This window comes from Psychrobacter aestuarii, from assembly GCF_904846035.1.
Lineage (GTDB): Bacteria > Pseudomonadota > Gammaproteobacteria > Pseudomonadales > Moraxellaceae > Psychrobacter > Psychrobacter aestuarii.
In genome coordinates this window covers 1,715,852-1,740,392 of sequence record NZ_CAJGYT010000001.1, presented here as the reverse complement: position 1 = coordinate 1,740,392, position 24,541 = coordinate 1,715,852, and the positions used below count along the sequence as shown (strand labels likewise).

The following is a 24,541-nucleotide window of genomic DNA, read 5'->3' as shown; positions in this document are numbered from 1 at the left end:
AGTAAATCGGCGCACCCTATGACAAATAGTGACATAAGATTTATTTACCTAAAGAAAACGCATGCTAGAATACGAAAATTATTGAGGCCTATCTGACTGATACAATCAATTATACGAAAAGTAAGAATCGATGTTGTATTAAAAACAATACCAAAATGAAGATGTGTAAATTTATTTACAAATTTTATTGTTACTCAATTGTACAACCTCTTTTCATTTCATAAAAAAGACTATAGAATGCGTGAAAGCTGAGGAGCTGTGACTAGCACATTTGGATACCTAAAGTTTCCAAGTGTTTTCTTTTTTTTTGCGGCTTCTGCTCATTTCATTTTTTGGAGATTTAGATATGAAACTTAAATTACTTGCTCTAGCTGGTATCATGACTGCAACTATGGGCCTAACTGCCTGTGACAGCAACAAAGAAAACGCTGCTGAAGATCTATCTGACGCGCAAGAAGAAGTGCAAGACGCACAGCAAGAGCTTGACCAAGCTGCTACTGAAGGCGAAGCAACTGCAGGCGCTGACGCTGCTGTAGCTGACGCTGAAGCAAACATCGCTGAAGCTCAAGACGCTACTGCTACTACTGAAATCGACGCTGAAGTACCAGCTGACGGCGGCGCTACTGCTGACATCGATGCCGGCACTAACGCTATGGACGCAGAAGCTGCTGCAGCTGCTGACGCTCCTGCTGACGCTACCGTTACTGAAGAGCCAGCTACTACTACTGCTCAGTAATTCTGACAGTACACGTATGTGGTACGAAAAAGAGAGCTTACGCTCTCTTTTTTTATGTCTGTATTTTGGGTTGACCGTCCTTATAACAGACAGTCGTTGTTTTAAAGGCGGAAAGATCAAGCGCAGTCGATGTATCGTCTTTGGCAATAGTCTCTATCTCCGTGTTGCTTGTATTTGACAGCTCTACCATCCCTAAGACAATAAGCAGCCCAAAAAATCGTCTCATAAATGGGGTTTATACAAAGACTTGCTGCTTAAAAAATCAATCTACGAGGGCGATTTAGACAGATGCGCAGCATGCTTGAATTTGCTATTTGGAGAGTAAACCGATAGGTATAAAAGAGACTTGCAGTCGTGCAACAATAGATATTTTATGAAGAAAGGACAGTTGCGGATACAGCAATGCCATTGCCTGTATGTCGGCATCGTATCATTGCTAAAAAAGACGTGATGATAAAAGGCGTGCCCAGTATGACCTTGCTGATGTTAATGAAAGCAATCGCAAGGTCATAAACTGGCGGTAGTGATGGTTAAACCTCTAACAGGTGCTCGTCGACTTTTTGACGGAATTTTTGTCCTGTTTTAAAGGTGACCACGCGGCGTGCTGAGACAGCGACGGCTTCGCCTGTTTTCGGATTACGACCAGGACGACTGTCTTTGTCTTTTAGCTCAAAGTTGCCAAAACCTGAGAGTTTTACTTCCTTGCCCTCAATCAGACTTTCTGATAACTCATCAAAGAAACCTTCAACCAGACAGCGTCCTTCTTGGCGGGTCAGGTTGAGGTGGCTCATCAAATGCTCAATCATATCAGATTTGGTCAAAGTACTCACAGTACATCTCCTAGCCTAGGCGGGTAATTCACGTCACATGATGTGGCGGTATGATAATTGGCTAACAACACCACAAAAACAGCCAATACCAAGATAGCGTGGACTACTTGGTATTGGCAATATTTATGGGACTATAGCCATTATAACATGATGGTTATACTTGTAGCAGCATCAACTGTCGCGTAACTGCGCTTGATGCTGGGTAGTTAGGGCAGCAATCACAGCATCGGTAGCTTGCTTGACGGTGTCATCAGACAAGGTTTGCGCTTTGTCTTGCCAAATCAGGGCAAACGCAAGTGAACGCTGACCTTTTGGTACGTGCTCACCTTGATAAACATCAAACAAGAACACATCGCTTAGCAGTGTGCCTGCCGTTTGGCGAATGGTGGTCTGTAAGGTCTGCACGCTGATGGCTTCATCGACAAGAATCGCAATATCGCGGCGCACTTGTGGGAACTTGCTGGGCGTGGCAATGGCGTGCATCTCACGCGCCAAGTCAAGCAGCGGCGCAAGTGCCAATTGGGCAACCCAAGTACTGGGCAAGTCCAGTGCTTTACCGGTGTTCGGATGCAGCTGTCCAAGCCAGCCAACATACACCTCATCAATATACAGCTTGGCGCTTTGACCAGGATGCAAAAAGTCCAAGTCCGCACGCTCATAGCGCACGCGTGCAGGATCGATACCCACAGGCAACAGCTGCTCAACATCGTGCTTTAAATCAAAAAAGTCGCTGCTGCGGTTTTGATATGCCTGCTCGTCCCAAACGTCGCCGACCGACACCAAAGCAATGCTTGGGGTCTGTACCAGCTCGCTGATTCGCTGACCGACAAAGCTAAGCCCTGTCTCAAAAAAGCGGATACGCGACTGCTGACGGTTTAGGTTGTATTGTACACAAGGTAGCAAGCTCGATAACAGGGTACGACGCATGACTGCCAAGTCACTTGAGATGGGATTCGCCAGTGCCAGCACTTCACCCAGCGCATCATCATTTAAAATCGCTTCAAGCTTAGCATCGCTAAAGCTAAAGCTGATGGCTTCCATGTAGCCGATATCCACCAGCGCGCGCTTAAAGTAATAGGTCAAGTCGGCGGTATCGTCATAATCCATGCTGACTTTTAGCGCAGGCAGCGCACTTGGAATATTGTCGTAGCCGTAAATACGCGCAATCTCTTCGATGAGGTCTTCTTTGATACTCATATCAAAGCGGTATGACGGCGGCGTACACACCAATGCGTCCGCTTGCAGCTCAACGTCAAAGCCCAGCTGCGTTAAGATACGCTGCATCTCATCGGCAGCAATCTCGATGCCTAAGACGTCTTTAACTTTGGCAATCGGTAGAGTGATTGGCGCACGGGTCGGCAGATAGCCGACTTGTTCAGTGACCACAAGGCTACTGACCTGCCCGCCTGCAACACTGGTGATGATGTCGGCTGCGCGCGCAAGTGCCATCGCTGGCAACTCAAAATCGACCCCGCGCTCAAAGCGCTGTGAGGCATCGGTATGCAGACCAAAGCGGCGTGCACGCCCTGCAATGGCAAGCGGCGCAAAAAACGCACTTTCAATCACGATGTTGGTCGTCTCATCTGAGACGCTGCCACGTTTGGCACCCATGATGCCCGCCAGTGCTAGAATCCCTTGGCTATCGGCAATCACCAGCTCGTCACCTGTTAGCGTCACGCTTTGGTCATTAAGCAAGGTTACCGTTTCGCCCGCCTGCGCCAGACGCACGTCAACCGCGCCTTCAATACAATCGGCATCAAAGGCATGCAGCGGCTGACCCAACTCTAGCAACACATAGTTGGTCACATCGACCAAAAAGTTATGGCTGCGCAAACCTGAATGCAGCAAGGCATCTTGTAGCCATTTTGGCGTGGCGATACTGCGGTCAATGCCATCAATACGCTGCAATAAATAACGCGGGCACGCCTCATCAGCGCTCAAACGTACAGTCGGCGCGTGAATGGCATCACTGTGCGCCTCTAGCGCATCAGGAATGCTGGGCGTTTGCGCAGTGAGCGCGTTAATCACCGCAAGCTCGCGCGCGATACCACGTACGCTAAAGCAGTCACCACGGTTTGGCGTGATGGAGATGTCTAGGATTTGATTGTCCAGACCCAAATAATCACGGATATCGACGCCTACAGGCGCGTTCGCAGGCAGCTCAAGCAGACCGTCAATCTCATCGACCAAGTCAATCTCTGAAGCGCCGCACAGCATACCGTGTGACGCCACACCGCGTAGCTTGCCTTTTTTAATCTTAAAGCCTTTGGCGTCATCGCTTGGCAGTACCGCGCCAATGGTCGCCACAGGGGCTTTCATACCCACATGCACATTGGGCGCACCGCAGACGATTTGTAGCGGCTCATCATTGCCAATGTTGACCTTGGTCACGCGCAGCTTGTCGGCATCAGGATGCGGCGCAACTTCAACGACTTCACCCACGACCACACCACTAAACGCACGCGCCACACTATAACGATCGTCAATCTCAAGACCCGCCATCGTCAGCTGCTCAGCAAGTGCTGCACTGCTGATAGCAGGATTTACCCATTGACGTAGCCACTGTTCGCTGATTTTCATAACTGTCTCGAATCAAAATATCAAAATAAGGGCGATAAGGTTGGATAACCTTATCTATAAGTAAGGAGGTTTGGTTAGCCAAACTGCTTTAAAAAGCGCACGTCATTTTGGAAGAACAGACGCAAGTCATCAATGCCGTAATACAGCATGGCAAAGCGCTCAATGCCCATACCAAAGGCAAAGCCTGTGTATTTTTCGCTATCAATACCGCAGTTGGTCAAGACTTGCGGGTGTACCATACCGCAGCCCATCACCTCAAGCCACTTGCCGCTGTCGGTTAAGATATCGACTTCTGCTGATGGCTCAGTGAATGGGAAGAAAGACGGACGAAAACGCACGGTCAACGTCTTACCAAAGAACGCTTCTAAGAACTCACTGATTAAGCCTTTAAGCTCAGCAAAGGTGCTTGACTCGGTGACCATCAAGCCCTCTAGCTGATGGAACATCGGTGAATGCGTCTGGTCAGAGTCACAGCGGTACACACGACCAGGACAAATCACGCGAATCGGCGGCGCTTTGTCTTCCATGGTACGAATCTGTACAGGACTGGTGTGCGTACGCAGCAAATAATGCGCATCAAAATAAAAGGTGTCATGCATCGCACGCGCAGGATGGTGCGAGGGGATGTTAAGCGCTTCAAAGTTATAGTAGTCGCTTTCAACCTCAGGACCTGTTGCCACGTTAAAACCCGCCTGCACAAAAAACTGCTGCATACGCTGGGTAATCATGGTCACAGGATGCAGATGCCCTTTTTGTGCGCCGCGTGCTGGCAAGGTGATGTCAATACGTTCGGCTTCTAGCTTGGCATTTAATGCTTTGGCGTCCAGCACTTGCTGCTGCTCGCTCAATGCCGCTTGAATACGACTGCGCACGTCATGCAACATGCCGCCATAGCTTTTTTTGGCGTCGGCATCGAGTTTGCCCAGCTGCTTTGACCAGCCTGTCAGGGCGCTTTTTTTACCCGTCAGCGTGACGCGCAGCTGCTGCAAGTCAGCAGCACTATCCGCGTGCTCAATGTGAGCGATTGCCGCATCAATAAAGGTGCTGAAGTCCTGTTGGCCAATGTCGCTTAGTGTCTCAGATAAGGTCGGTAACGCCGACAAATCGTTGGTAGCAGCAGGGGTAGTCATAAGACGCAGTATTCCTGATTTGAACAGACTATTTATTGTAAAGATTTAATGGGATATTGCAAACCATTTACCATCCGCAGGGCATTGCCTGCGCCGCGGTGGGTCGCCTTTTGACCATGGCGGTAATAGCGCCACTGGCAAATAAGGGACAATGATGGACAGCTAGTCTATCACCAATCGACCCTATACACATAAAAAAAGCCACCGACCAGCGGTAGCTTTTTTTAATCAGTAGCTAAGATACGCCGTAGCGTTGATACCTTAGGCTAGCTGAGCTTTTGCTTTTTCAACCAACGCGCCAAAAGCAGCAGCGTCGTGCATCGCGATGTCAGCTAGAACGCGACGATCGATTTCGATGTTGGCTTTTTTAAGGCCGTTGATAAAGCGGCTGTAGCTTAGACCGTTGATGCGTGCACCAGCGTTGATACGTGCAATCCATAGACGACGGAAAGTACGTTTCTTGTTACGACGGTCACGGTAAGCGTACTGACCAGCTTTGGTTACTGCTTGTACCGCTACGCGATAGACGCGTGAACGAGCGCCGTAATAGCCTTTAGCACGTTTTAGGATTTTTTTGTGACGGCGATTCGCCTGTACACCACGTTTTACACGGGCCATAATTTACTCCAAGATATTAGTTAAGATTCAGATAATGCGTGTCGATTAGATGTATGGGCACATACGACGAATAGCAGCTTCGTCAGACTTGTGTACCATCTTAAGACCGCGCAATTGGCGAATACGCTTAGCTGATTTCTTGGTCAAGATATGGCTTTTGAACGCTTGCTTGTGCTTAAAGCCAGTCGCTGTTTTTTTGAAGCGTTTGGCAGCGCCACGCTTGGTTTTCATCTTCACTTTCATGTGAGTTGCCTCTTTGTCTTTGTTGTCGTTTGATGCACCAAGGCGTATCAAACCAGACAGATAAAGTAAGAACCTTGTCGTCAGAGTCTTATCTGATATAAATCAGACACTCTGCCTTGAGGTGGGAGGCGGTATTTTAGCAGAATGCATCCTGTTTTGCCAAGCACCGTTTTGCCAATCGTGACAGACTTTTGGGCAAAATCGTGACGATAATGCGTGTCCAGTACCATCTTAAGCCTCTATACGCGCAGCGCTTGCCAACAGGCGGCTGTATTGATTATAAAATGAGCCTTAGAATTCTACCGCTTATCCCTAAATTGATTGAAACCAAACACAAGCTATGTTTTAGTAAGGATGAGGCTAAAATCAAGTTTAGCACTTGTGCTTTAGCCGCAACCTATTCTTAATATAAGTATTTTCGGCTTTATTTTCGTTGATGAATGTTAATTACTGGCAGTGCGTAAGCCCGCATCATCATGCTGCCACATTCTATTAGGCCATCACATATCATTGCAGGAGACGACGTTGATACACCAAGATCTGACGTTTGATAGCAGGGTGTTTGTCTTTGAGACAGTCATGCGTGTGCGCAATACTGAGATAGACAGCACTCAGTACTTAACCCTTGAGGCACTGACCGCGCAGCTTTCAGAAGCGCGTGCCCGCTTTTTATACTCTAAAGGTATTAAGGAGATGAATGCCGAATACCAAGGACTATTGACCGACAATCTGCAACTGTCCGTAAGCAGTCGCGTACGGGCGCGTGAAGAGCTGCTCTTTGAGGTTGGGGTTGAGTCTTTGGATGAGCAAGGTGGCGAGATTGCCATCAAAGTGACGCGGATGTACGACGGCTCATTGGTCGCAGGGGCGCACATGCACTTTATTAACTACGATTATCGCTTAAATCGCACTGTGGCTATGAATGAGCTGTTAAAAGAGGCGCTTGAGCCGCAACCGTTTGAGCTGTAACAGAATCCTATGCTATCTTTAACGCTTCTGGTCGTGCAGGTGGTTTCTTTACTGTGCGGTTCTTTGACTTGATATAAGATGGCGTACCGATAATGATGACACCCGCTTGGCTTGATAAGGTCAGCTTTAATGCTGACGGACTGATTCCTGCAATTGCTCAAGATAAGCAATCTGGCCGTGTTTTGATGATGGCGTGGATGAACGCTGAAGCGCTCACGCTGACCGCTGAGCGCAAAGAGGCCATTTATTTTTCACGCTCACGTAACCGCTTGTGGCACAAAGGGGAGACCTCAGGGCACACCCAGCAAGTCCATGACATCTATCTCGACTGTGATGCCGATGTCATTATTCTAAAAATCACCCAAATCGGCGGTATTGCCTGCCATACAGGGCGCGAATCGTGCTTTTATCGCCGCTTAGATACCGATAGCGACACGCCAACTTGGGAGAGTGTCGATGCCATCTTAAAAGACCCCAAAGACATCTATCATCAAGCAACAAACACCCCACCTGCACCTGAATCAACATCAAACACACAGACTGACGCGCACGCGCGCGATACGACCGCAATACTGGCGCAACTGGACGCGGTACTTGCCGAGCGCAAAGCCGCTGACCCTGACAGCTCGTATGTGGCAAGCCTCTATGCCAAAGGCTTAAATAAAATCTTAGAAAAAGTCGGTGAAGAGAGCGTCGAGAGCATCATCGCTGCCAAAGACCTCGATGCCAATAAAGGCGACAGCGAGGCGCGCCGTGAGCTGATTTATGAAACGGCGGACGTGTGGTTTCATAGCTTGGTTGCCTTATCGTGGTTTGATATCTCATCAGATGCGGTCTTAGATGAGCTTGGCAGACGTTTTGGTCTATCAGGCATCGATGAGAAAGCCGCGCGCACGCCATCAAAGTAAGTGATTGACTTGGCAGTATTTTTTACTAAATGCGTCAACGCACACCCTCCTATTTGTCCTATAGACGCGTTATAATAGCGCGTATTGACTGTGACACCTTTGTGCCTGTCCTTTTGTAGCAGGCATTTATTTATGCCAATACATCAAACTTTCATATTTGCAGGTTAAGATGCGGCGAATGAGCAAAAGGTGCTAAAATAGACAGTACGTCTCTTCAAGACATAAGGATACCCAGTATGGGCAGTTTTTCTATTACGCATTGGCTGATTTTGTTGGTGGTGGTTGTGGTGGTGTTCGGAACCTCCAAGCTTAAAAACGCTGGCAAAGATTTGGGCGGTGCGGTCAAAGGCTTTAAAGACGCGGTGAAAGACGAGCAAACCGAGCACGCCAACAAGCAGCGTGTGCTTGACCACGAAAAGGCGCACGCCATCGATGATGCCAGCATCAGCACAGAAAAAGACAAGCACCACGTATAATCCGTGCTGACGCTAAGGCAGGTAGGTTTTGATGGCTGATACTTTTTTATCGTTACGGGCGGTATTGAGCGCTTATGTTTGATATTGGATTCTCTGAGCTGTTGCTGTTCGGCGTGATTGCCTTGATTGTGCTCGGTCCAGAAAAATTACCGCAAGCGGCGCGCACCGCTGGTCAGTGGTATGCCAAGCTGCGCCGCACCGTCACCACGCTGCAATCTGAGATTGAGGCGGAGCTGGACTTGGCAGAGACGCGTAAGCAAATGCAAGAGGAGCTGGCAAAGATTCGCCAAACTGAAGCGCAAATGCAGCAAGAAATCGCCGCGATGCGCAGCAATATGCAGGAACTAAAACAGTCGGCTCATACCACCACTGGCGCGACTACTGCCAACCAAAGCACGTCACAAGTAAGCGCCGCTGCCGCAAGTGCCGCCGCTGCTGATATGAATATCGATAATGACGACACCTCAGCAGATAACTTAGCAAAAGACAATACTGCTGTCGATGTCCCAATCATGACCCGCCCATGGGAAAATATGTGGTTTTATCTAGGCGCGTATGACAAGGCGCGCCGCCTGCCGCCTGCCCCGCGTCTGCCTAACTATCAAGCCGATACCCTGCTCTACACTCACCAGCCGCCCGCTGCCCGTAACGCGCCTCAGGAGGCATCATGAGCCTACTCAAGCGCAAACCCGCCGACAAAGCCAATGATGCGCACGCTACCACCGACAGTCCCAGTATAGATGGCGTGACCGATGCGCTGGCTGAGATGCCCATTACTGAGCATTTGATTGAGCTGCGTGCGCATTTGATTAAGATTTGCGTGGCGATATTGGTAGTGTTTTTGGGACTGGTGGGCTTTTCGCGCAAGCTGTACGATATTTTGTCTGAGCCGCTGGTGGCGCAGTTGCCTGCCAATGCGACTATGATTGCCACAGACATCACCTCCAACTTTATGGCGCCCATTCGCTTGACCGTATTTGTGGCGGCGTTTATAGCGATGCCGTATATCTTGTATCAGATTTGGTCGTTTATTGCGCCAGGGCTGTACCGTAAAGAAAAGCGCATTGCCATTCCTGTATTGGTGTCCTCGATTGTGCTGTTTTATGCCGGCGTGTCGTTCGCCTATTTTGTGGTCTTAAAAGGGGTGCTGAAGTTTTTTATCACCTTTGCGCCGCAAAACGTCATGCCGATGACCGATATCGACAGTTATCTGAGCTTTGCCATGAAATTGTTTATGGTCTTTGGCTTAACCTTTGAGATTCCTGTCGTTACGTTACTGTTGATATTGGTCGGTATCGTCTCCATTGAGAGTCTCAAGGACAAGCGGCGATACATTATCGTTGGCTGCTTTGCAGTCGCGGCAGTGGTCACGCCACCCGATGGGGTATCTATGCTGATGCTCGCCATTCCGATGTGGCTGTTGTTTGAGCTGGGGTTGCTATTGGCAGCGTTACTCATCACTGACCAGCGCGGTAGTGACGCCGCGTCTACATAAGTCATTCGCGCCGCGACTTATCTGCCCCACCTTCTTTTTTATCATTACCATCACTCCTCGCTACACTGTCAGCCCTTAGGCATATTCAGACAGTACGGCGGGGTGTCCGGTGGTCTTTTGCCCTGTAGGTTGCCTATTATGTCTTCATCGATGCCCACGTATATGAGCCATCCCACAGATGAGCAGCTAAATGCGCTCAATATGGCAATGGACAGGCAGTCGTTTAAGGTAGTGGCATACGCAGGCGCGGGTAAGACGACAACGCTTAAGTTGATTGGCGAGCGGCTGCGCGGGCGTGGGCTGTATTTGGCATTTAACAAAGCCATCGCTACCGAAGCAAGAGGCAAATTCCCTGAGCACGTGGACTGCCGCACCTTTCACTCGCTCGCCTATCGTCATGTACCGCGTGACATTACTGCCAAGCTGTCTTTGCCGCGCTTTTCCCCCAAGCGCTTGGGCGACGATTTAGGCTTACAGACCGTGCAAGTACGGCGGCAGATGGATGGCGTGTATAAATACGTCAACCTTACTCCTGCTAAGCTGGCGCGCTTTGTCAGTGATGCCATCAGTTATTTTTGTAGCACGCACGCCAGTTACCCTGCGCCGCGTCATTTGCAGTTTCCCAATTGGATGATGGATGCCGACCAAGAGCAGCTGCGCGAGACGCTATATCCTGCGGTTGAAAAGCGCTGGCTGCAATCAATTGACCCGCGTCATCCTGCGGGTATCGGGCATGACATTTATCTCAAACTGTGGGCGCTTTCAAAACCGAGCATTCCTGCCGATTTTATTTTGTTTGATGAGGCGCAAGATGCCGACCCGCTGATGATGGGTATTTTGACTCAGCAATCTAAACAGGTCATCTATGTGGGCGATGCGCACCAACAGATTTATGAGTGGCGCGGCGCGGTGAATGCCATGAAAAAGCTGCCTTTGCCGCAAACGCTACTGACGCAGTCGTTCCGCTTTGGTGAGCCGATTGCCGAGGTTGCCAATACCTTATTAAAAGCCTTGCAAGAAGACATTCCTTTAAAGGGCAATCCTGCGCGCACCTCTAGCACCGAACGCATCTCCGCACACGGCAGTAAAGACGCCATCTTGTGCCGTACCAATGCCGCTGCGATGGTGCAACTGCTGACAGGGCTTAAGCTCGGACACCGTGTGGCATTACAAGCCGACACCGAGCGTATGCTGAAATTTTGCCAAGCCGCTGAAAATTTAAAACATGGCAAGTCCGCGTATGGCGTGCCTGAGCTGGCGTATTTTTATAATTGGTCCGATGTGCAAGAGTACGCCGAGACCAGTGAGGGCAGCGACCTAAAAACGCTGGTCAAGCTGGTCGATGACCACGGCACGCAGGTACTGAGCCAAGCGGTCAATAGCCTGACCGAGGTCAATAATGCCGACTACATTATCTCAACTGCGCACAAGGCAAAGGGGCTGGAATGGGGACGCGTACAGCTCGATGATGACTTTTATTATGACCTCACCACGCATGGTATTAAAATCAGTCCTGAGGAGCTGCGCTTGTTGTACGTTGCTTGCACCCGCGCCCAAGGCACGCTCGATATTCAAAACATCCAAGGCTTGATTTCAGGATTGCAGGCAGGTAAAAAGGTGATTTATGGGTCTTAAGTCTGGCTTGAATCGCTTAACGTAAGCCCGTTGCTTATTCGACACTCATCATGTTTTGTACTAGCAATTTAAATTATTGGCTAAGCTCACAGACAAAAAAACAGAATAAGATGAAAGATAAAAAATTTGATGTGCCCACTCAGTAGTAGTGTCTTCTATTGCCAAGTCCTTATAGCGTACGATTAAAGGATTTTTAAAGCGTTTAATTTCTCTAAGGTCATCTTCGTTCGCATCTACTGCACTTATATCAGACACGTTGAAAGCAATGGATAATGCCTGTATAGTTTCACCTTCTGAAGTTGTAGGTTGGCTGACTTCATGATCTCTAACGTATAGATTAGGGAAATAACTTAGTGAGTCAACATCATCTTGACTTTCTTCAGTATAAACACAGTACCAGTGACTATTTTCTGTATCGTAAGCCATATACTTAAAAAGCTTCCTTTGCTCCTCTGTTAAATCAGCTTCCCATAAATATAATGATCCATGATCATTGCCTATAAAGACCTTGCAGTTAGGGTGCGCATGTCTGGCAAACCAAGAAAAAACCTGCCGATTACCAAACTGAAATCCTGACCATTTATATTCTTTAGCAGATCCTAGCCAAAATATTTCCTTACAGGTTGAACAAGCACTTTCTACATCTATACCCATGACTGTTTCCTTTTGGTCTACTATTAAAATACAGATACGTTATCATATGCCTCATTTATTTATGTTTGTATAAGCCTAATGAATTTTTCAAATAAACTCTTCCCCCACCCCGTCCGTCTCCTTGCGCCCATGGAGGGCTTGACCGATCCGCTGATGCGCCAGATTCTTACACAGATTGCAACTGATTTGGGGCGTCCTTATGATTGGTCGGTTAGTGAGTTTATTCGGGTGACGCAGCACGTCTTGCCCGCGCACGTGTTTTATAAATACGTGCCTGAGCTATTAACGGCATCTAAGACCGCATCAAACACACCGATTCATGTGCAGCTACTCGGCAGTGACGCGCAACTGATGGCAGAAAACGCCGCCTACGCTGCCGAGCTTGGCGCGCCTGCCATTGATATTAACTTTGGTTGCCCCGCAAAAACGGTCAATAGCCACCGTGGCGGCTCGGTACTGCTCGATGAGCCTGAGGTGATGTACGAGATTATCCATGCCGTACGCCGCGCTGTCCCTGACGACATTCCTGTATCGGCAAAGATTCGCTTGGGCTATACTGACACCTCGCGCATGGACGACATTCGCGGAGCGATTGAAGCCAGCGGCGCGGATTGGCTGACCATCCATGCTCGCACCAAGACCCAAGGCTACAAGCCGCCTGCATATTGGGATAAAATCTTGGCGTTTAACAGCTTGCCGATACCCGTGATTGCCAATGGTGAGATTTGGCAGCACAGTCACGCCGCGCAGTGTATGGCGCAGGCAGGCACGCAGCATTTGATGCTCGGACGCGGGGCGGTGACGCGCCCTGACTTGGTGGCGCGTATTGATACGCCTGATATTGATGATACGCGCACGCTGTCTTGGCAGGCGCTCGTGCCGCATCAAATTGCCTTTTTACAAGGTGAAGCGAAAAACGATACGGTGCTGATCGGACGCTATAAGCAGTGGCTGGGGATGCTGAGCAAAGGCTATCCTGAAGCGCAGACGATATGGAATGACATTAAACGCGAAAAAAATAAGGCAGCCATTATTGCTGCCTTACAAAACACCTTGCGTGCGCATGGTTCACTAACGATGGCTTAACCGCTGATGCGTATCGCCAGATAAAACAGCATGGCAGGGCACGCCATCGACAACAGCCATAAAATCGAGCGAAACAAAGCAAAATTGCTCACGTACGCGGCGCAGTAGCCGATACGAATCAGCACATACAGCCACGCCAGTTTATTAATCACCCCTTGCGGCACAAAAAACAGCATAGCGACCACCACCGCCACCAAAAAGATAGGCAGCGTCTCAAAGCTGTTTTGCTGCGCGGCATTGGCGCGAGCGGCCATGCCTGAGGTGCGTGACAAAAACTCGCGCGGATAGGCGTTGTCCGACGGGCGAAACCCGCCTGCCAGCTTGGCGACCATCGTCATCACAAACGGCAACAAGCACGCCGCCACCATCGCCCATATGGCACCCGCTGCGCGGTTGTCCGTCATCATCTCAACCCATGCACTCATAATCTCTACTGCCTTTATTCTGCGATGTATGCGTAATCATGCGTGATGTTCACGCCGCCATCGACCAGCATACGACTGGCTGAACAGTATTTATCGGCAGACAGATGAATCGCGCGCTCGATTTGCTTTTCTTTAACATCCTTACCTGTGACAATAAAATGCAGGTGAATGTCGGTGTATACCGCAGGTACGGTATCAGCGCGCTGCGCGGTCAGCTCACAGCGCACGTCGGTCACCTCTTGGCGCGATTTTTGTAAAATAGACACCACATCGTAGCTTGCGCAGCCGCCCAAACCGAGCAGTACCAATTCCATCGGGCTTGCGCCTTTTTCTTTATTGGCATCGAGCTGTACCTCGTGCCCTGAGGGTGCCACGCCCAAAAAGGCTTTGTCTTCTTGCCACGTTACGCTTGCTTTAAGTTCTGCCATAACCCGTCCTTATACTCATCATCTTTTACGGTGGTTTTAAAAATCGTTGCCAAAGGGCATTAGTGTAGCACAAGCAAAAACCAAGATTGTGCCCAGCGCATTGCTGCCTTATGGGTAAGGCGCATACGGCACACAACTGCCTGTCTAAAAGCGGTAAAAAATACCAAAATTTGCGCCAGTTTGTCCAAAATTGCCCGCAGTGCCTGCTTTGCATAAATCAATGATTTTATTGATTTAATCTTGTGAAACATTTTATAGCAAAATATTGTTACACATTTTGCTCGATTCTTGGTTTAATAACAGTAATCACACTGGTTTTATGGTTTTTGTTTGTATCTGCCACCCAATAATAACTATGGTCGATACGTGATGCAGGACATAAAACGAGTCATTTTAATTTTTTATAAGGTCACGTCATGATAGATGCAGATGGCTTTCGCGCCAACGTCGGCATCATCTTGGCAAATACACAAGGGCAAGTTCTGTGGGCAAAACGAATTGGTCACAACGCTTGGCAGTTTCCTCAAGGCGGTATCGACCGCGGGGAGACGCCGATGGATGCGATGTATCGCGAGCTTTGGGAAGAGGTGGGACTGTATCCCCGCCATGTCGAGCTGTTGGCAGTCACTCAAGACTGGCTGCGCTACCGGCTACCTAAACGTTACGTACGTCATGGACAACAACCTTTGTGTATTGGGCAAAAACAAAAATGGTTTTTGCTGCGCTTAGATGAGCCGAACACACAACACATTCGCTTTGATGCGAGTAAACCTGAGTTTGACCATTGGCAGTGGGTCAGCTACTGGTATCCACTCGGTCAAGTCATTCACTTTAAACGCGGCGTCTACCGTCGGGCATTGCAAGAGCTTGCGCGTGAGCTGCCACTCAAGCCTGAGCTGATTTTGCCCAAGCAAGACAATCATTTGATTGTGTGACGCTGCCTTACCTGCCGCTTTAGCTCATTTTGTGAGGTAAAGCGGCAGGTTTTTTTTATGGGCGAAGTAAACCTTTATCTTTAAGCTTTTTGGGCGTGTCATCATTGAGATAGCGAGGCTTAAAATAAGATAAATCGCAGTCAAACAAGGAAAAAATTGCAGAGAATATCGGTATATTCACAAAATTTTTGACGATATTTGGCAAGATTTAGCCAGTTTAAGACCGCTACATTCTTGAATGGTCTCATTGATGACATGCCCTAAGTCTCACGGCTGATAAGACAGGCACTTATATCGACGGTAGATGGCTTAGCATCAAGAACGCGCCATAATGTCAAAATGCTTTGCGTGCGGGTACCATAATTGGACAGCAGGTTTTTGCCATCCTTTGCGCGAGGCTCACCTGTACGAATGTAAATCGACGACAGCGCGTGTTCAATCGCCTTATCAATACCTGTATCAGGCAGCTCAGTGGCAGTGGCTAAGGTGCTGTCGGACAACACAGCAAAAGCAGCAGGCTGCCAGTACTCTGGCGTAGGGTCTTCCGCAATCAGCGGCAGCACCTCTTGACGCAGGCGCGCGCGCAAGCGCTCAGTCTTAAACCAGCGCTCCTCTGGCTGACCATTTGAAATCACATGCAGTCCTGCATAGAGCGGCGTCGGCGCATGTCCGCGATTGTTCACCATGACCGCCTGCCCAGCGTCACCGACAATCAAATTAAAACCTGCATACTGTTGTAAATCAATTTGCCGTGCAAACGCCATCGGGCTGAGCGCACTGGTCAAAAAATGCGTCACCAATTCACCGCGTGAGCGCTCTTGACTGTTCGCCTGCACCCCATCACGAAAGTTGAGTACCGCCGCCCAACGTCCGTTTTGTTGATAAACGGTACTATGCTCGCCCGCTGCCTCTGCCTCTGCTAGCGGCTGCTGATGAATACCCAGCCATGTCCCGCCACTTTTTTCATCACGACCTGCATAGATGGGCTGATCAGACCACTGATGTAGCGACTTGGTTGGACGCTGGAAAAACTCATCGCGGTTGGACAATAGCACCAATGGCAGCTCATCAAACAACTGCCAAGCGATGGCGACAATACACATAAGCGCTCCTAGATGGTGACCATGATGTTACACGCCACTATAGCACAGCCTCTACCGCGCTGATGACCCTGCATGGCTACAGTGATGCGAGGTCTGGTTACGCATCTCACTCAGACATGACTTATTATTTATGTCGTTTTTTGCTATGATACGCTGGTCAATTTTGGGCAACTGATTGCCGTTGTCACCCTGATATATGACCGCTACAAGCCAGCGCCACGGCGATGTGTCGCCTTATGGTTTGGTTTTCAACTGTCTCACTACACACGCCAACGCGCGTCACTAAGTACTCATTATGATGATTCATCCTCAGTTTGACCCTGTTGCCCTCTCTCTTGGGCCTGTACAAGTCCATTGGTATGGACTGATGTATTTGCTCGCCTTTGCCGCCGCTTATGGCTTGGCATGGTATCGCAGTACCAAGCGTGATGCGTGGTCAGCGGATATGGTGTCGGACTTGGTGTTTTATGGGGCGCTGGGTGTGATTCTGGGCGGGCGCATTGGTTATGTGCTCTTTTACCAGTTCGGCGAGCTGCTACAAAACCCTGCCTACTTGCTGCGCGTGTGGGAAGGCGGCATGTCGTTCCACGGCGGCTTTATCGGCGTGGTGCTGGGCATGTGGTTTTTTGCACGTAAGTACAAAAAGACCCCGTTTCAGGTGCTCGATTTTATCGCGCCATGTGTACCAACAGGCTTACTCTTTGGTCGCCTAGGCAACTTTATCAATGGCGAGCTGTGGGGACGCGTCTCTGATGGCGGCTACAACTGGCTGACGTATTTCCCGCAAGCCGCGCCCTTTGATGCCGAGCTGCTGCAACAAGACCCAAGCTTGCAGCGCTTGGCGATTGAAGTAAACGGTCAGTACGTGCTGCCGCGCCACCCATCGCAGCTGTACGAAGCCTTTGCCGAAGGGTTGTTGTTATTCATCATCTTGTGGTGGTTCTCAAGCAAGCCGCGTCCGCGTATGGCGGTCTCTGCGCTGTTCTTATTGGGCTATGGTTTGAGCCGTTTTATTATCGAATTTTTCCGCCAGCCCGATGCCGACCAAGGCTTTATCCTCTTTGGCTGGATGACTAAAGGACAAATCCTAACCGCACCGATGATTATTTTGGGGCTGTTTATGCTCGCCTACGCATACAAGCGCGGCATCTATGATTGGGGCAAACAGGCCACTTATTCAGCATAGTTATAGTAAACTCTTTATAAATAAGACAAAGCGAGACTTAATGGTATTTTTCGTAGCCTCTGGAGACGCAGTCACAGCAAGCAAGAAAAATACTATTAAATCGAGCGAGTTGGTCATGATGTGTCTTTTTTATTAAGTAATGGCTATATCATTGATAAATACGGGCACATTTTTTAAGCTTTAGGTACGACAGTTATGATACACAGTAAAAACGAGCGCGCTTATCTTGAGCTGCTAGATTATGTGCGCGAGCACGGCACGGTCAAAGGCGACCGCACAGGCACAGGCACGCTCAGTCATTTTGGCGCGCAATTACGCTTTGATTTAAGCGATGGCTTTCCGCTATTGACCACCAAAAAAGTGCATTTTAAATCCATCGTGTATGAGCTGCTGTGGTTTTTAAGCGGCGATACGCACGTGGGCTATCTACAAGAACACGGCGTACGCATTTGGAATGAGTGGGCGACCGCCGCGCAAACCGCGCGCTTTAACCGCCGCGAAGGCGATTTGGGTCCGATTTATGGACATCAATGGCGCAACTATGGCGCGAGTAAAAACGCCGATGGCGACTATAACCGCGATGGTGTTGACCAAATTGCCAACCTTGTTGAGCAGATAAAAAATAACCCCAACTCGCGCCGTCTGATTGTCTCAGGCTGGAACCCCAGCGAGGCGGACCAAGTGGCGCTGCCGCCGTGTCATACGCTGTTTCAATTTTTTGTGGCGGACAATAAATTATCGTGCCAGCTGTATCAGCGCTCGGCAGATTTGTTCTTGGGCGTGCCCTTTAATATCGCCAGCTACGCGCTACTCACGCACATGATTGCCCAAGTGTGCGGGCTTGAGGTTGGCGAGTTTGTGTGGACGGGCGGTGATTGCCATATTTATCAAAACCACCTTGAGCAAGTGGCAACCCAGCTTGGGCGTGAACTTATGCCCTTACCTTCGTTACAGTTAAACCCACAAGTCAAAGACATTTTTGCCTTTACTTATGAGGATATCCACGTTCATAATTATGAATCGCACCCGACCATCAAGGCACCCGTCGCGGTATAACCTGCGCTGTGCGTGCGTTCGGGCATAATAAAATGAACAAAAACAAGGATTCATTATGAGTTACGCCGGTACACAAGTCGCCCAAATCGCTGCCATCAGCCGCAACCGCTGCATTGGCAAAGACAATGCGCTGCCTTGGCATATCTCAGCCGATTTGCAGCATTTTAAGCAGCTGACTACCAGTGACAACGACCATGCCGATGGTATGAGCGGCATTGTGATTATGGGGCGTAAAACGTTTGAATCGATGGGCAGCAAGCCACTACCAAAGCGCGTCTGTTTTATTATCACAAGCGATATGGACTATGCCAAGACACATGCCTTAGACATGCGTCCGTACGTACACGTGATGCACAATCTGGATGACGCACTGACGTCTGCGGCGAGCTTGGCACATGGCATGCATTTAGACACCGTATGGGTGATTGGTGGCGAGCGTGTGTTCCGTGACGCGCTGCGCTACACCGACCGCGTAGAGCTGACCTTGGTAGATACCGATATCGAAGACGGCGACGCGTTTTATCCTGAGCTGCCGCCTGCCTTTAGCACCGCAGAAGAAAGCGCTGAGCAGCACGATGACAACAGCAATCTGAGCTATCGGTTCGTGCGCTATGAGCGCAGCGCCTCTGCGTAAAGCACATTGACACCACGCGTGCGCCGTTTATAACGTCTGGTACAATCACTATTCGTGCAAGACTTTATAAATGGTACGCGCCAGCACTTTACCGATACCCGGCACACCTGCCAACTCGGTTTCCGATGCGCCCAACAGCTGCTGTATCCCGCCAAAGTGGTTCAGCAAATCGCGGCGGCGCTTCTCCCCCAATCCTGGAATGACTTCTAATACCGATGACGAGCGACGCTTGTCGCGTTTTTTGCGGTGCGCGGTGATGGCAAAACGGTGCGCCTCATCACGAATATGCATCAATAAATGCAGCGCCTTGCTGTCCATCGGTAAATCGAGCGGTGGATGCTGCAAAAAGTGTAACACCTCAAGTCCCGCCTTGCGCCCCTCGCCTTTGGCCACACCAATCAATAAAGTGTCATCCAAAATACCCAGCTCGGTCAGCACTTCTTTTGCCATATTCAGCTGACCTTTACCGCCATCAATCAATAATAAATCAGGCAGTGGCTGTTTTTTATAACGGCGCGTGAGCGCTTGCTTCATCGCCGCATAGTCATCGCCACCTTGAATGTCGTGAATGGCATACTGACGGTAGTCACGTTTGCGCGCGCCGCCTTGGTCAAACACCACGCAGCTGGCGACCGTTGCCTCGCCCATGGTGTGCGAGATATCAAAGCATTCGATGCGGTCAATCTCGCGCTCGCTGACGTCTGCCAGTACCGACTTGAGCGCACCAAAGCGGGCGTGCAGCTCCAGATAGTCACCGAGTTTGGTTTTTAGCGCGTTGCTGGCATTGAGGTTCGCCAGTTGTAGCCATTCTGCACGGTGCTCGCGTACATTGACCTTAATCACCACCTTACTGCCAAAATGCGTACTGAGCGCTTCGGCCAGTGCCGCACGGTCTGGGGTGTCGTGACTTAAAATAATCTCGGCGGGCAAGTCGTCGGTCACCTGAAAATAAAACGAGGTGATAAACGCCGATAAATTATTTTCAATCGGCTCACTGCTGTCGATGTCAGGAAAATAGTTTTTACCACCAAGCACCCGCCCGCCGCGTACCGTCAGCACATTAACGCAGGTCATGCCCGCTTGGCTATCAATGGCAATGACATCAGCCTCGCCTTGCACGGTGTAGACCGCTTGTTTGGCTTGCACCTCGCGCAGCATCGACAGCTGGTCGCGATAAAAAGCCGCTTTTTCAAAGTCCAGCCCCTCTGCCGCATGCTCCATCTTGTCAATAAGCGCGCCGTGGATGTCACTGGAGTCACCTTTTAAAAAGCGAATGGTGTTGTTCACATCCTCATTGTATTCTTCAGGCGACACCAGCCCCACGCAAGGGGCACGGCAGCGTTTGATTTGATATTCAAGGCAAGGGCGCTTACGCTGACGAAAAAAGGTGTTGGTACACTGGCGCATCTGAAACATTTTTTGCATAAGCAGTAAGGTTTCTTTTGCCGCGTGCGCGGACGGAAACGGCCCAAAAAAACGCCCCTTTTGATGATTGCCCTTGCCGCGTCCATAAGCCAAACGCGGATAGGGCTTGTCCGCTGAGATAAACACATACAGATAGGACTTGTCATCGCGCAGCAGCACGTTATACGGCGGGCGATGCTCTTTAATCAGATTCTGCTCGAGCAATAGCGCTTCGGTCTCACTGCGGGTAATGATGGTTTCGATATCGTGAATACGCGCCACCAAGGCACGCGTCTTTGGGTGGTCGATGGTTTTGGCAAAGTAGCTGTTGACGCGGCTTTTTAGTGATTTTGCCTTACCAACGTATAAAATGTCGCCATTTTTACCGAGCATCTTATAAACGCCAGGCAAATTGGGCAGCCGTTTGATTAAGTGCTTAAGCCTTGCTTGCTTGTCGTCCTTAGACGTCGATGCTTGTGTCTCTGCCATAAAACCCTGCTTATCAAACAAAATGAGTGCTTTTATTATGGGGAATCGCCACGGTTTTGCAAGCCATCTGCGCGCCGATACACGGCTCGTTACGCTTTACAACTGGCTGATAAGCGCGTTTTTAATTATGATAGAAATCTTTTGATTGTTAAATGGCACGGCACTAGGGATGGTGTTCGGCCATGGATTTTATATGAAGGATGAAAGGATAAGTACATGAGTTTATTGCCGAAAAGATTAGAGACCCTAAAGCGCAATGCGAAAAAAAACATCATACCCCTACTCACGCCTCATCTGCTTAAATTGCGTATCAACACCTACGCCCCTTATGTGGGTGCAGGTATCAAGGTTGAGCACATTGATTTGGACCAAGGGCTGTGTGTGGTGAGCATGCCGTTAACCGCGCTTAATAAGAATGTGGTGGGCACTCAGTTTGGTGGCAGTCTGTACTCAATGACCGACCCATTTTATATGCTGATATTGATGCGCCAGCTGGGTAGCGGCTACGTGGTGTGGGACAAAAGCGCCAAGATTGACTTTATCGCGCCGGGTCACGACAAGGTCACTGCACGTATCAAAATCCCAAGCTCGGAGATTTCCGACATTCAAGAGCTGGCAAAAGAAGGCGCACCTGTGTTTCGTGAATACACGGTCGATATCGTCGATGACCAACAAAAAGTGGTGGCGACGGTCAGCAAAACCGTCTATATCCGCCTGCGTAAGCACAGCAAATCGGCAGATCAATCCAGCCAAATCATCAACGAGGCGCATGAAGGCTAAAGGATTTACATCCTTTATGATTGTTTTTAACAAACAAAAACCCCAGTTTGGCATCAGCACAAACTGGGGTTTTGTCTTTTTTGGTACGCCTGCTTATTTATAAATAAACCTATGAATAAGGGCTTGTATCTCTTTGCCTTGTCACGACCTGCGAAGTATCGTCACAAGGCTATCTTGGTACTTAGATACCAGGTGCAGTCTCAACCGCATCAGGTACACCAGCGTCAGTTTTGGTCTGTGCTGGACGCGCACCAAGCTTTTCACGGATACGAGCTGATTTACCAGAACGCTCACGTAAGTAGTATAGTTTCGCACGGCGAACAGCGCCACGGCGTTTCACTTCAATGCTGTCGATAAGTGGTGAGTGCAACTGGAAGGCACGCTCTACACCGATACCGCTTGAGATTTTACGTACGGTAAATGCAGAGTTTAGGCCACGGTTACGCTTAGCGATAACAACGCCTTCAAAGGCCTGTAGACGCTCACGCTCACCTTCACGTACTTTTACTTGAACCACGACAGTGTCGCCTGGTGCGAAGCTTGGGTGCTCACGCAATTGAGCGTTTTCAATGACCTGAACCAATGGATGCTTGTTGCTCATGAGAGTTCTCTCCTCACATTAGATGATAGAGGCTTCACGCGTATCACCTGTTTGTAATAAATGTCATAACTTCAAATACAAAGCCATGACGTCAAAGGGTATGGGTTAGAGGTCATCATTATGACCGCTTTTTATAACATCAATAAACAATACATATGCTTATGAGGCGTCGTTATCCTTGGGCATCTTTTTTAGCCACGCTGCCTGTTCGGCGGACGGGCGAAACGCTTGCCACAAATCGGGACGACGCGCTTTTGTACGTTGCACCTGCTGGGTAAATCGCCATTTGGCGATATTGGCATGGTGACCTGACATCAGTACTTCAGGGACGGGCATGTCCGCAAACACATGCGGCTTGGTGTAATGGGGACAGTCTAGCAAGCCATCAACGAACGAATCTTGCTCTGCAGATTGGGCATCACCCATCACTTCAGGCAAGCGGCGTATCACACTGTCCATAACGACCATAGCAGGCAGCTCACCACCCGTTAACACATAGTCTCCAATGGAGATTTCGGTATCAACGTATTGGCTTAACAAGCGCTCATCGATGCCTTCGTAACGACCACACAATAAAATCATGCCCTCGTACTTGCTCATCGCAAGCACCCCACCTTCATCCAGCTGTCGACCTTGCGGCGACAGATAGACCACGGGGCAATGCGCCGCATCAATACGGCAACCATACGCCTGTGCGCGACTGCGTGCATCGTCAATGGCTTTGGCCAAAGGCTCTGCCATCATCACCATACCAGGACCGCCCCCATAGGGACGCTCATCAATACGGCGGTAGTTGTCAGCGGTATAATCACGAGGATTGATACACTCAATCGTCACTTTACCCTCATTGCACGCCCGCGCTGTGATACCAAAATCACGAATCGCGGTGAACATTTCAGGAAAGATACTGATGACTGCAAAATACATCTGACCTCAGTACGACGGTTAGTAGTCGCTTTGCCATGCCACATGGACAGTCTTGCTCGCCATATCGACGCTCAAGACGGTTTGTTTATGCCACGGAATTAGGCGCTCTTCGCTGTCTAAGCTGTCATCAGTCGGTGCCACACGCATGATATCGTGTGCCCCCGTCTCAAACATCTCGGCGATGTCGCCCAAATACGCTTGTTCTTCATTGATGACCTGAAGACCTACCAAATCTGACCAATAATACTCATCATCAGGCAGTTCAGGTAAGGACTCTTTGGCCACCCAGATGGCAACGCCATGCATGGTCTCTGCCACATTACGGTCAGGTACTTGCTCAAACTGAGCCACCAACCCTGAGCCTTGAGAGCGCCAGTTGGTTACCGTAAGTGGTCTGATGCCAGTGGCGGTTTTTATCCACCACGGCTGCCAATCAAAAATTGCCTCACGCTCATCGGTATCACTAAACACCCAAAGCCAGCCCTTAATGCCGTAAGGCTTTTTGAGCTGACCAACTTTCATTAGTGTATCGGCATTAGGTGTTGTAGACATACGATGTACTTAATGTTAGACAAAATAAGATGGCAAATACGTACAAAATTGATGATGACTTCATCATAAACGATAAAGCGCGTACACTGGCAGTACCAGTTACGCCATCAAAAAAACCAAATGTAGCCTTTAGCAGTTGCTAATGGAAACACGGGCATCTACTTAAGCAGTCGCTTCAGTGTCAGCCGCTGGTTTGTAAGACTTTGCTAGAGCAGCAACGCGGTCTGAAGGTTGGGCACCTTTAGCAAGCCATGCGTTATACGCATCCATGTCTAAACGTACGCCTTCTTCTGACGCTTTGGCTAGTGGGTTAAAAAAGCCAATTTTCTCGATGTAACGACCATCGCGTGCGCAGCGCTGATCAGCAACAACGACTTGGTAAAATGGGCGTTTTTTGGCACCGCCCCGTGCTAAACGAATAACAACCATGTGAATTCTCTCTTTCGCAGGTATACCAAAAAGGGCATAATTATACCATAGTCTTAGTTTTATGAAAACATAAACTGTGTTTATTTGCTTATTTTATGCGTGGCGATACAATCAGTTAGCGCTTATTTGACGATTGTGTGGCCGATACCCGCTTTTTGCAGATATAGTAGTAGCCACCGAATTTGATGCGCCCAGTGCGCACCTGATTTTTCGTCCACCGACTCACTAAAGG

Annotated in this window: 27 protein-coding genes; 13 read left to right on the top strand and 14 right to left on the bottom strand. The window is 49.4% G+C overall.

Annotated features, from left to right (window positions below):
- Positions 1 to 346: 346 nt before the first annotated feature.
- Complete coding sequence (locus JMW05_RS07375; RefSeq protein ID WP_201504674.1) at positions 347 to 736, top strand: hypothetical protein; 390 nt, start codon at positions 347 to 349, stop codon at positions 734 to 736.
- Positions 737 to 1,266: 530 nt separating this feature from the next.
- Here JMW05_RS07375 and JMW05_RS07370 read toward each other — a convergent pair.
- From JMW05_RS07370 to rpmI, 5 genes are all read right to left on the bottom strand, one after another.
- Positions 1,267 to 1,566, bottom strand: a complete 300-nt coding sequence (locus JMW05_RS07370) for an integration host factor subunit alpha (RefSeq protein WP_201504673.1) — start codon at positions 1,564 to 1,566, stop codon at positions 1,267 to 1,269.
- Positions 1,567 to 1,737: 171 nt separating this feature from the next.
- Positions 1,738 to 4,146 (bottom strand): phenylalanine--tRNA ligase subunit beta, encoded by a 2,409-nt coding sequence (gene pheT / locus JMW05_RS07365; RefSeq protein WP_201504672.1) that lies wholly within the window; start codon positions 4,144 to 4,146, stop codon positions 1,738 to 1,740.
- Positions 4,147 to 4,220: 74 nt separating this feature from the next.
- Positions 4,221 to 5,276, bottom strand: a complete 1,056-nt coding sequence (gene pheS / locus JMW05_RS07360; RefSeq protein ID WP_201504671.1) for a phenylalanine--tRNA ligase subunit alpha — start codon at positions 5,274 to 5,276, stop codon at positions 4,221 to 4,223.
- Positions 5,277 to 5,537: 261 nt separating this feature from the next.
- Positions 5,538 to 5,894: a 50S ribosomal protein L20 gene (gene rplT, locus JMW05_RS07355; RefSeq protein ID WP_201504670.1), complete on the bottom strand. Its 357-nt coding sequence runs from the start codon at positions 5,892 to 5,894 to the stop codon at positions 5,538 to 5,540.
- 45 nt (positions 5,895 to 5,939) lie between these two features.
- Positions 5,940 to 6,137 carry a 50S ribosomal protein L35 gene (rpmI, locus tag JMW05_RS07350; protein WP_199507532.1) on the bottom strand — a complete coding sequence of 66 codons (198 nt, stop codon included), beginning with the start codon at positions 6,135 to 6,137 and terminating at the stop codon, positions 5,940 to 5,942.
- Positions 6,138 to 6,662: 525 nt separating this feature from the next.
- On the opposite strand from rpmI, the gene JMW05_RS07345 reads away from it, so the two are divergent.
- The 6 genes from JMW05_RS07345 to JMW05_RS07320 all read left to right on the top strand — a co-directional run bounded on the left by JMW05_RS07345 (position 6,663) and on the right by JMW05_RS07320 (position 11,620).
- Positions 6,663 to 7,106, top strand: coding sequence for an acyl-CoA thioesterase family protein (locus JMW05_RS07345; protein ID WP_227691474.1), 444 nt, complete (start codon positions 6,663 to 6,665; stop codon positions 7,104 to 7,106).
- Between the two features lie 92 nt (positions 7,107 to 7,198).
- The gene (gene hisIE / locus JMW05_RS07340; RefSeq protein WP_201504669.1) at positions 7,199 to 8,014 is read left to right on the top strand and encodes a bifunctional phosphoribosyl-AMP cyclohydrolase/phosphoribosyl-ATP diphosphatase HisIE; all 816 of its coding nucleotides are present in this window, start codon (positions 7,199 to 7,201) and stop codon (positions 8,012 to 8,014) included.
- A 236-nt stretch (positions 8,015 to 8,250) separates the two neighbouring features.
- Positions 8,251 to 8,490, top strand: a complete 240-nt coding sequence (gene tatA / locus JMW05_RS07335) for a Sec-independent protein translocase subunit TatA (protein WP_201504668.1) — start codon at positions 8,251 to 8,253, stop codon at positions 8,488 to 8,490.
- Positions 8,491 to 8,564: 74 nt separating this feature from the next.
- Positions 8,565 to 9,161 carry a Sec-independent protein translocase protein TatB gene (tatB, locus tag JMW05_RS07330; protein ID WP_201504667.1) on the top strand — a complete coding sequence of 199 codons (597 nt, stop codon included), beginning with the start codon at positions 8,565 to 8,567 and terminating at the stop codon, positions 9,159 to 9,161.
- Positions 9,158 to 9,985, top strand: a complete 828-nt coding sequence (gene tatC / locus JMW05_RS07325; protein WP_201504666.1) for a twin-arginine translocase subunit TatC — start codon at positions 9,158 to 9,160, stop codon at positions 9,983 to 9,985. Before tatB ends, tatC begins: the two co-directional genes overlap by 4 nt.
- Before the next feature lie 138 nt (positions 9,986 to 10,123).
- Positions 10,124 to 11,620 carry a UvrD-helicase domain-containing protein gene (locus tag JMW05_RS07320; protein WP_201504665.1) on the top strand — a complete coding sequence of 499 codons (1,497 nt, stop codon included), beginning with the start codon at positions 10,124 to 10,126 and terminating at the stop codon, positions 11,618 to 11,620.
- Positions 11,621 to 11,680: 60 nt separating this feature from the next.
- Here the strand turns inward: JMW05_RS07320 and JMW05_RS07315 are convergent, their stop codons facing one another.
- Complete coding sequence (locus JMW05_RS07315; protein ID WP_201504664.1) at positions 11,681 to 12,274, bottom strand: hypothetical protein; 594 nt, start codon at positions 12,272 to 12,274, stop codon at positions 11,681 to 11,683.
- A 78-nt stretch (positions 12,275 to 12,352) separates the two neighbouring features.
- On the opposite strand from JMW05_RS07315, the gene JMW05_RS07310 reads away from it, so the two are divergent.
- Positions 12,353 to 13,360 carry a tRNA dihydrouridine synthase gene (locus JMW05_RS07310; RefSeq protein WP_201504663.1) on the top strand — a complete coding sequence of 336 codons (1,008 nt, stop codon included), beginning with the start codon at positions 12,353 to 12,355 and terminating at the stop codon, positions 13,358 to 13,360.
- On the opposite strand, the gene JMW05_RS07305 is transcribed toward JMW05_RS07310, so the two are convergent.
- Together JMW05_RS07305 and JMW05_RS07300 are read right to left on the bottom strand one after the other, a co-directional pair.
- The gene (locus tag JMW05_RS07305) at positions 13,357 to 13,785 is read right to left on the bottom strand and encodes an MAPEG family protein (RefSeq protein ID WP_201504662.1); all 429 of its coding nucleotides are present in this window, start codon (positions 13,783 to 13,785) and stop codon (positions 13,357 to 13,359) included. The genes JMW05_RS07310 and JMW05_RS07305 overlap by 4 nt on opposite strands.
- 14 nt (positions 13,786 to 13,799) lie before the next feature.
- Entirely contained in the window at positions 13,800 to 14,213 is a 414-nt protein-coding gene (locus JMW05_RS07300; RefSeq protein WP_201504661.1) for an OsmC family protein, read from the bottom strand.
- A gap of 416 nt (positions 14,214 to 14,629) precedes the next feature.
- Here JMW05_RS07300 and JMW05_RS07295 point away from each other — a divergent pair, with 416 nt between their 5' ends.
- The gene (locus JMW05_RS07295) at positions 14,630 to 15,148 is read left to right on the top strand and encodes an RNA pyrophosphohydrolase (protein ID WP_199507516.1); all 519 of its coding nucleotides are present in this window, start codon (positions 14,630 to 14,632) and stop codon (positions 15,146 to 15,148) included.
- 260 nt (positions 15,149 to 15,408) lie between these two features.
- On the opposite strand, the gene JMW05_RS07290 is transcribed toward JMW05_RS07295, so the two are convergent.
- Positions 15,409 to 16,251 (bottom strand): NRDE family protein, encoded by an 843-nt coding sequence (locus JMW05_RS07290; protein WP_201504660.1) that lies wholly within the window; start codon positions 16,249 to 16,251, stop codon positions 15,409 to 15,411.
- Positions 16,252 to 16,546: 295 nt separating this feature from the next.
- Between JMW05_RS07290 and lgt the strand changes: the two genes are divergently transcribed.
- The 3 genes from lgt (at position 16,547) to JMW05_RS07275 (ending at position 19,127) form a co-directional block, all read left to right on the top strand.
- On the top strand, positions 16,547 to 17,437 hold the full coding sequence (gene lgt / locus JMW05_RS07285; protein ID WP_201504659.1) for a prolipoprotein diacylglyceryl transferase: 891 nt from the start codon (positions 16,547 to 16,549) through the stop codon (positions 17,435 to 17,437).
- Between the two features lie 195 nt (positions 17,438 to 17,632).
- Positions 17,633 to 18,493: a thymidylate synthase gene (locus tag JMW05_RS07280; RefSeq protein ID WP_201504658.1), complete on the top strand. Its 861-nt coding sequence runs from the start codon at positions 17,633 to 17,635 to the stop codon at positions 18,491 to 18,493.
- 55 nt (positions 18,494 to 18,548) lie between these two features.
- Positions 18,549 to 19,127 (top strand): dihydrofolate reductase, encoded by a 579-nt coding sequence (locus JMW05_RS07275; protein ID WP_201504657.1) that lies wholly within the window; start codon positions 18,549 to 18,551, stop codon positions 19,125 to 19,127.
- 48 nt (positions 19,128 to 19,175) lie between these two features.
- Here JMW05_RS07275 and uvrC read toward each other — a convergent pair whose 3' ends face one another.
- A complete protein-coding gene (uvrC, locus tag JMW05_RS07270) occupies positions 19,176 to 21,020 on the bottom strand; it encodes an excinuclease ABC subunit UvrC (protein WP_201504656.1) in 1,845 nt (614 codons plus the stop codon).
- Positions 21,021 to 21,236: 216 nt separating this feature from the next.
- On the opposite strand from uvrC, the gene JMW05_RS07265 reads away from it, so the two are divergent.
- Complete coding sequence (locus tag JMW05_RS07265; protein ID WP_201504655.1) at positions 21,237 to 21,800, top strand: DUF4442 domain-containing protein; 564 nt, start codon at positions 21,237 to 21,239, stop codon at positions 21,798 to 21,800.
- 181 nt (positions 21,801 to 21,981) lie between these two features.
- On the opposite strand, the gene rplS is transcribed toward JMW05_RS07265, so the two are convergent.
- The 4 genes from rplS to rpsP form a co-directional block, all read right to left on the bottom strand.
- Complete coding sequence (gene rplS, locus JMW05_RS07260; RefSeq protein ID WP_201504654.1) at positions 21,982 to 22,401, bottom strand: 50S ribosomal protein L19; 420 nt, start codon at positions 22,399 to 22,401, stop codon at positions 21,982 to 21,984.
- Positions 22,402 to 22,560: 159 nt separating this feature from the next.
- Complete coding sequence (trmD, locus tag JMW05_RS07255) at positions 22,561 to 23,328, bottom strand: tRNA (guanosine(37)-N1)-methyltransferase TrmD (RefSeq protein ID WP_201504653.1); 768 nt, start codon at positions 23,326 to 23,328, stop codon at positions 22,561 to 22,563.
- Between the two features lie 18 nt (positions 23,329 to 23,346).
- Positions 23,347 to 23,880 carry a ribosome maturation factor RimM gene (gene rimM / locus JMW05_RS07250; RefSeq protein WP_201504652.1) on the bottom strand — a complete coding sequence of 178 codons (534 nt, stop codon included), beginning with the start codon at positions 23,878 to 23,880 and terminating at the stop codon, positions 23,347 to 23,349.
- A 162-nt stretch (positions 23,881 to 24,042) separates the two neighbouring features.
- A complete protein-coding gene (gene rpsP / locus JMW05_RS07245; RefSeq protein WP_201504651.1) occupies positions 24,043 to 24,309 on the bottom strand; it encodes a 30S ribosomal protein S16 in 267 nt (88 codons plus the stop codon).
- Positions 24,310 to 24,541 lie beyond the last annotated feature (232 nt).

Excerpts from the sequence above, each read along its gene's own strand:
- JMW05_RS07265 (WP_201504655.1), top strand. The coding sequence starts at position 21,237 with ATGAGTTTATTGCCGAAAAGATTAGAGACCCTAAAGCGCAATGCGAAA.
- JMW05_RS07280 (WP_201504658.1), top strand. The coding sequence starts at position 17,633 with ATGATACACAGTAAAAACGAGCGCGCTTATCTTGAGCTGCTAGATTAT.
- JMW05_RS07305 (WP_201504662.1), bottom strand. The coding sequence starts at position 13,785 with ATGAGTGCATGGGTTGAGATGATGACGGACAACCGCGCAGCGGGTGCC.
- rpmI (WP_199507532.1), bottom strand. The coding sequence starts at position 6,137 with ATGAAAGTGAAGATGAAAACCAAGCGTGGCGCTGCCAAACGCTTCAAA.
- tatC (WP_201504666.1), top strand. The coding sequence starts at position 9,158 with ATGAGCCTACTCAAGCGCAAACCCGCCGACAAAGCCAATGATGCGCAC.
- tatB (WP_201504667.1), top strand. The coding sequence starts at position 8,565 with ATGTTTGATATTGGATTCTCTGAGCTGTTGCTGTTCGGCGTGATTGCC.
- JMW05_RS07290 (WP_201504660.1), bottom strand. The coding sequence starts at position 16,251 with ATGTGTATTGTCGCCATCGCTTGGCAGTTGTTTGATGAGCTGCCATTG.
- rplT (WP_201504670.1), bottom strand. The coding sequence starts at position 5,894 with ATGGCCCGTGTAAAACGTGGTGTACAGGCGAATCGCCGTCACAAAAAA.
- tatA (WP_201504668.1), top strand. The coding sequence starts at position 8,251 with ATGGGCAGTTTTTCTATTACGCATTGGCTGATTTTGTTGGTGGTGGTT.
- JMW05_RS07300 (WP_201504661.1), bottom strand. The coding sequence starts at position 14,213 with ATGGCAGAACTTAAAGCAAGCGTAACGTGGCAAGAAGACAAAGCCTTT.
- JMW05_RS07320 (WP_201504665.1), top strand. The coding sequence starts at position 10,124 with ATGTCTTCATCGATGCCCACGTATATGAGCCATCCCACAGATGAGCAG.
- lgt (WP_201504659.1), top strand. The coding sequence starts at position 16,547 with ATGATGATTCATCCTCAGTTTGACCCTGTTGCCCTCTCTCTTGGGCCT.
- rimM (WP_201504652.1), bottom strand. The coding sequence starts at position 23,880 with ATGTCTACAACACCTAATGCCGATACACTAATGAAAGTTGGTCAGCTC.
- pheS (WP_201504671.1), bottom strand. The coding sequence starts at position 5,276 with ATGACTACCCCTGCTGCTACCAACGATTTGTCGGCGTTACCGACCTTA.
- uvrC (WP_201504656.1), bottom strand. The coding sequence starts at position 21,020 with ATGGCAGAGACACAAGCATCGACGTCTAAGGACGACAAGCAAGCAAGG.
- JMW05_RS07375 (WP_201504674.1), top strand. The coding sequence starts at position 347 with ATGAAACTTAAATTACTTGCTCTAGCTGGTATCATGACTGCAACTATG.
- JMW05_RS07310 (WP_201504663.1), top strand. The coding sequence starts at position 12,353 with ATGAATTTTTCAAATAAACTCTTCCCCCACCCCGTCCGTCTCCTTGCG.
- JMW05_RS07315 (WP_201504664.1), bottom strand. The coding sequence starts at position 12,274 with ATGGGTATAGATGTAGAAAGTGCTTGTTCAACCTGTAAGGAAATATTT.
- pheT (WP_201504672.1), bottom strand. The coding sequence starts at position 4,146 with ATGAAAATCAGCGAACAGTGGCTACGTCAATGGGTAAATCCTGCTATC.
- hisIE (WP_201504669.1), top strand. The coding sequence starts at position 7,199 with ATGATGACACCCGCTTGGCTTGATAAGGTCAGCTTTAATGCTGACGGA.
- JMW05_RS07295 (WP_199507516.1), top strand. The coding sequence starts at position 14,630 with ATGATAGATGCAGATGGCTTTCGCGCCAACGTCGGCATCATCTTGGCA.
- rpsP (WP_201504651.1), bottom strand. The coding sequence starts at position 24,309 with ATGGTTGTTATTCGTTTAGCACGGGGCGGTGCCAAAAAACGCCCATTT.
- JMW05_RS07275 (WP_201504657.1), top strand. The coding sequence starts at position 18,549 with ATGAGTTACGCCGGTACACAAGTCGCCCAAATCGCTGCCATCAGCCGC.
- rplS (WP_201504654.1), bottom strand. The coding sequence starts at position 22,401 with ATGAGCAACAAGCATCCATTGGTTCAGGTCATTGAAAACGCTCAATTG.
- trmD (WP_201504653.1), bottom strand. The coding sequence starts at position 23,328 with ATGTATTTTGCAGTCATCAGTATCTTTCCTGAAATGTTCACCGCGATT.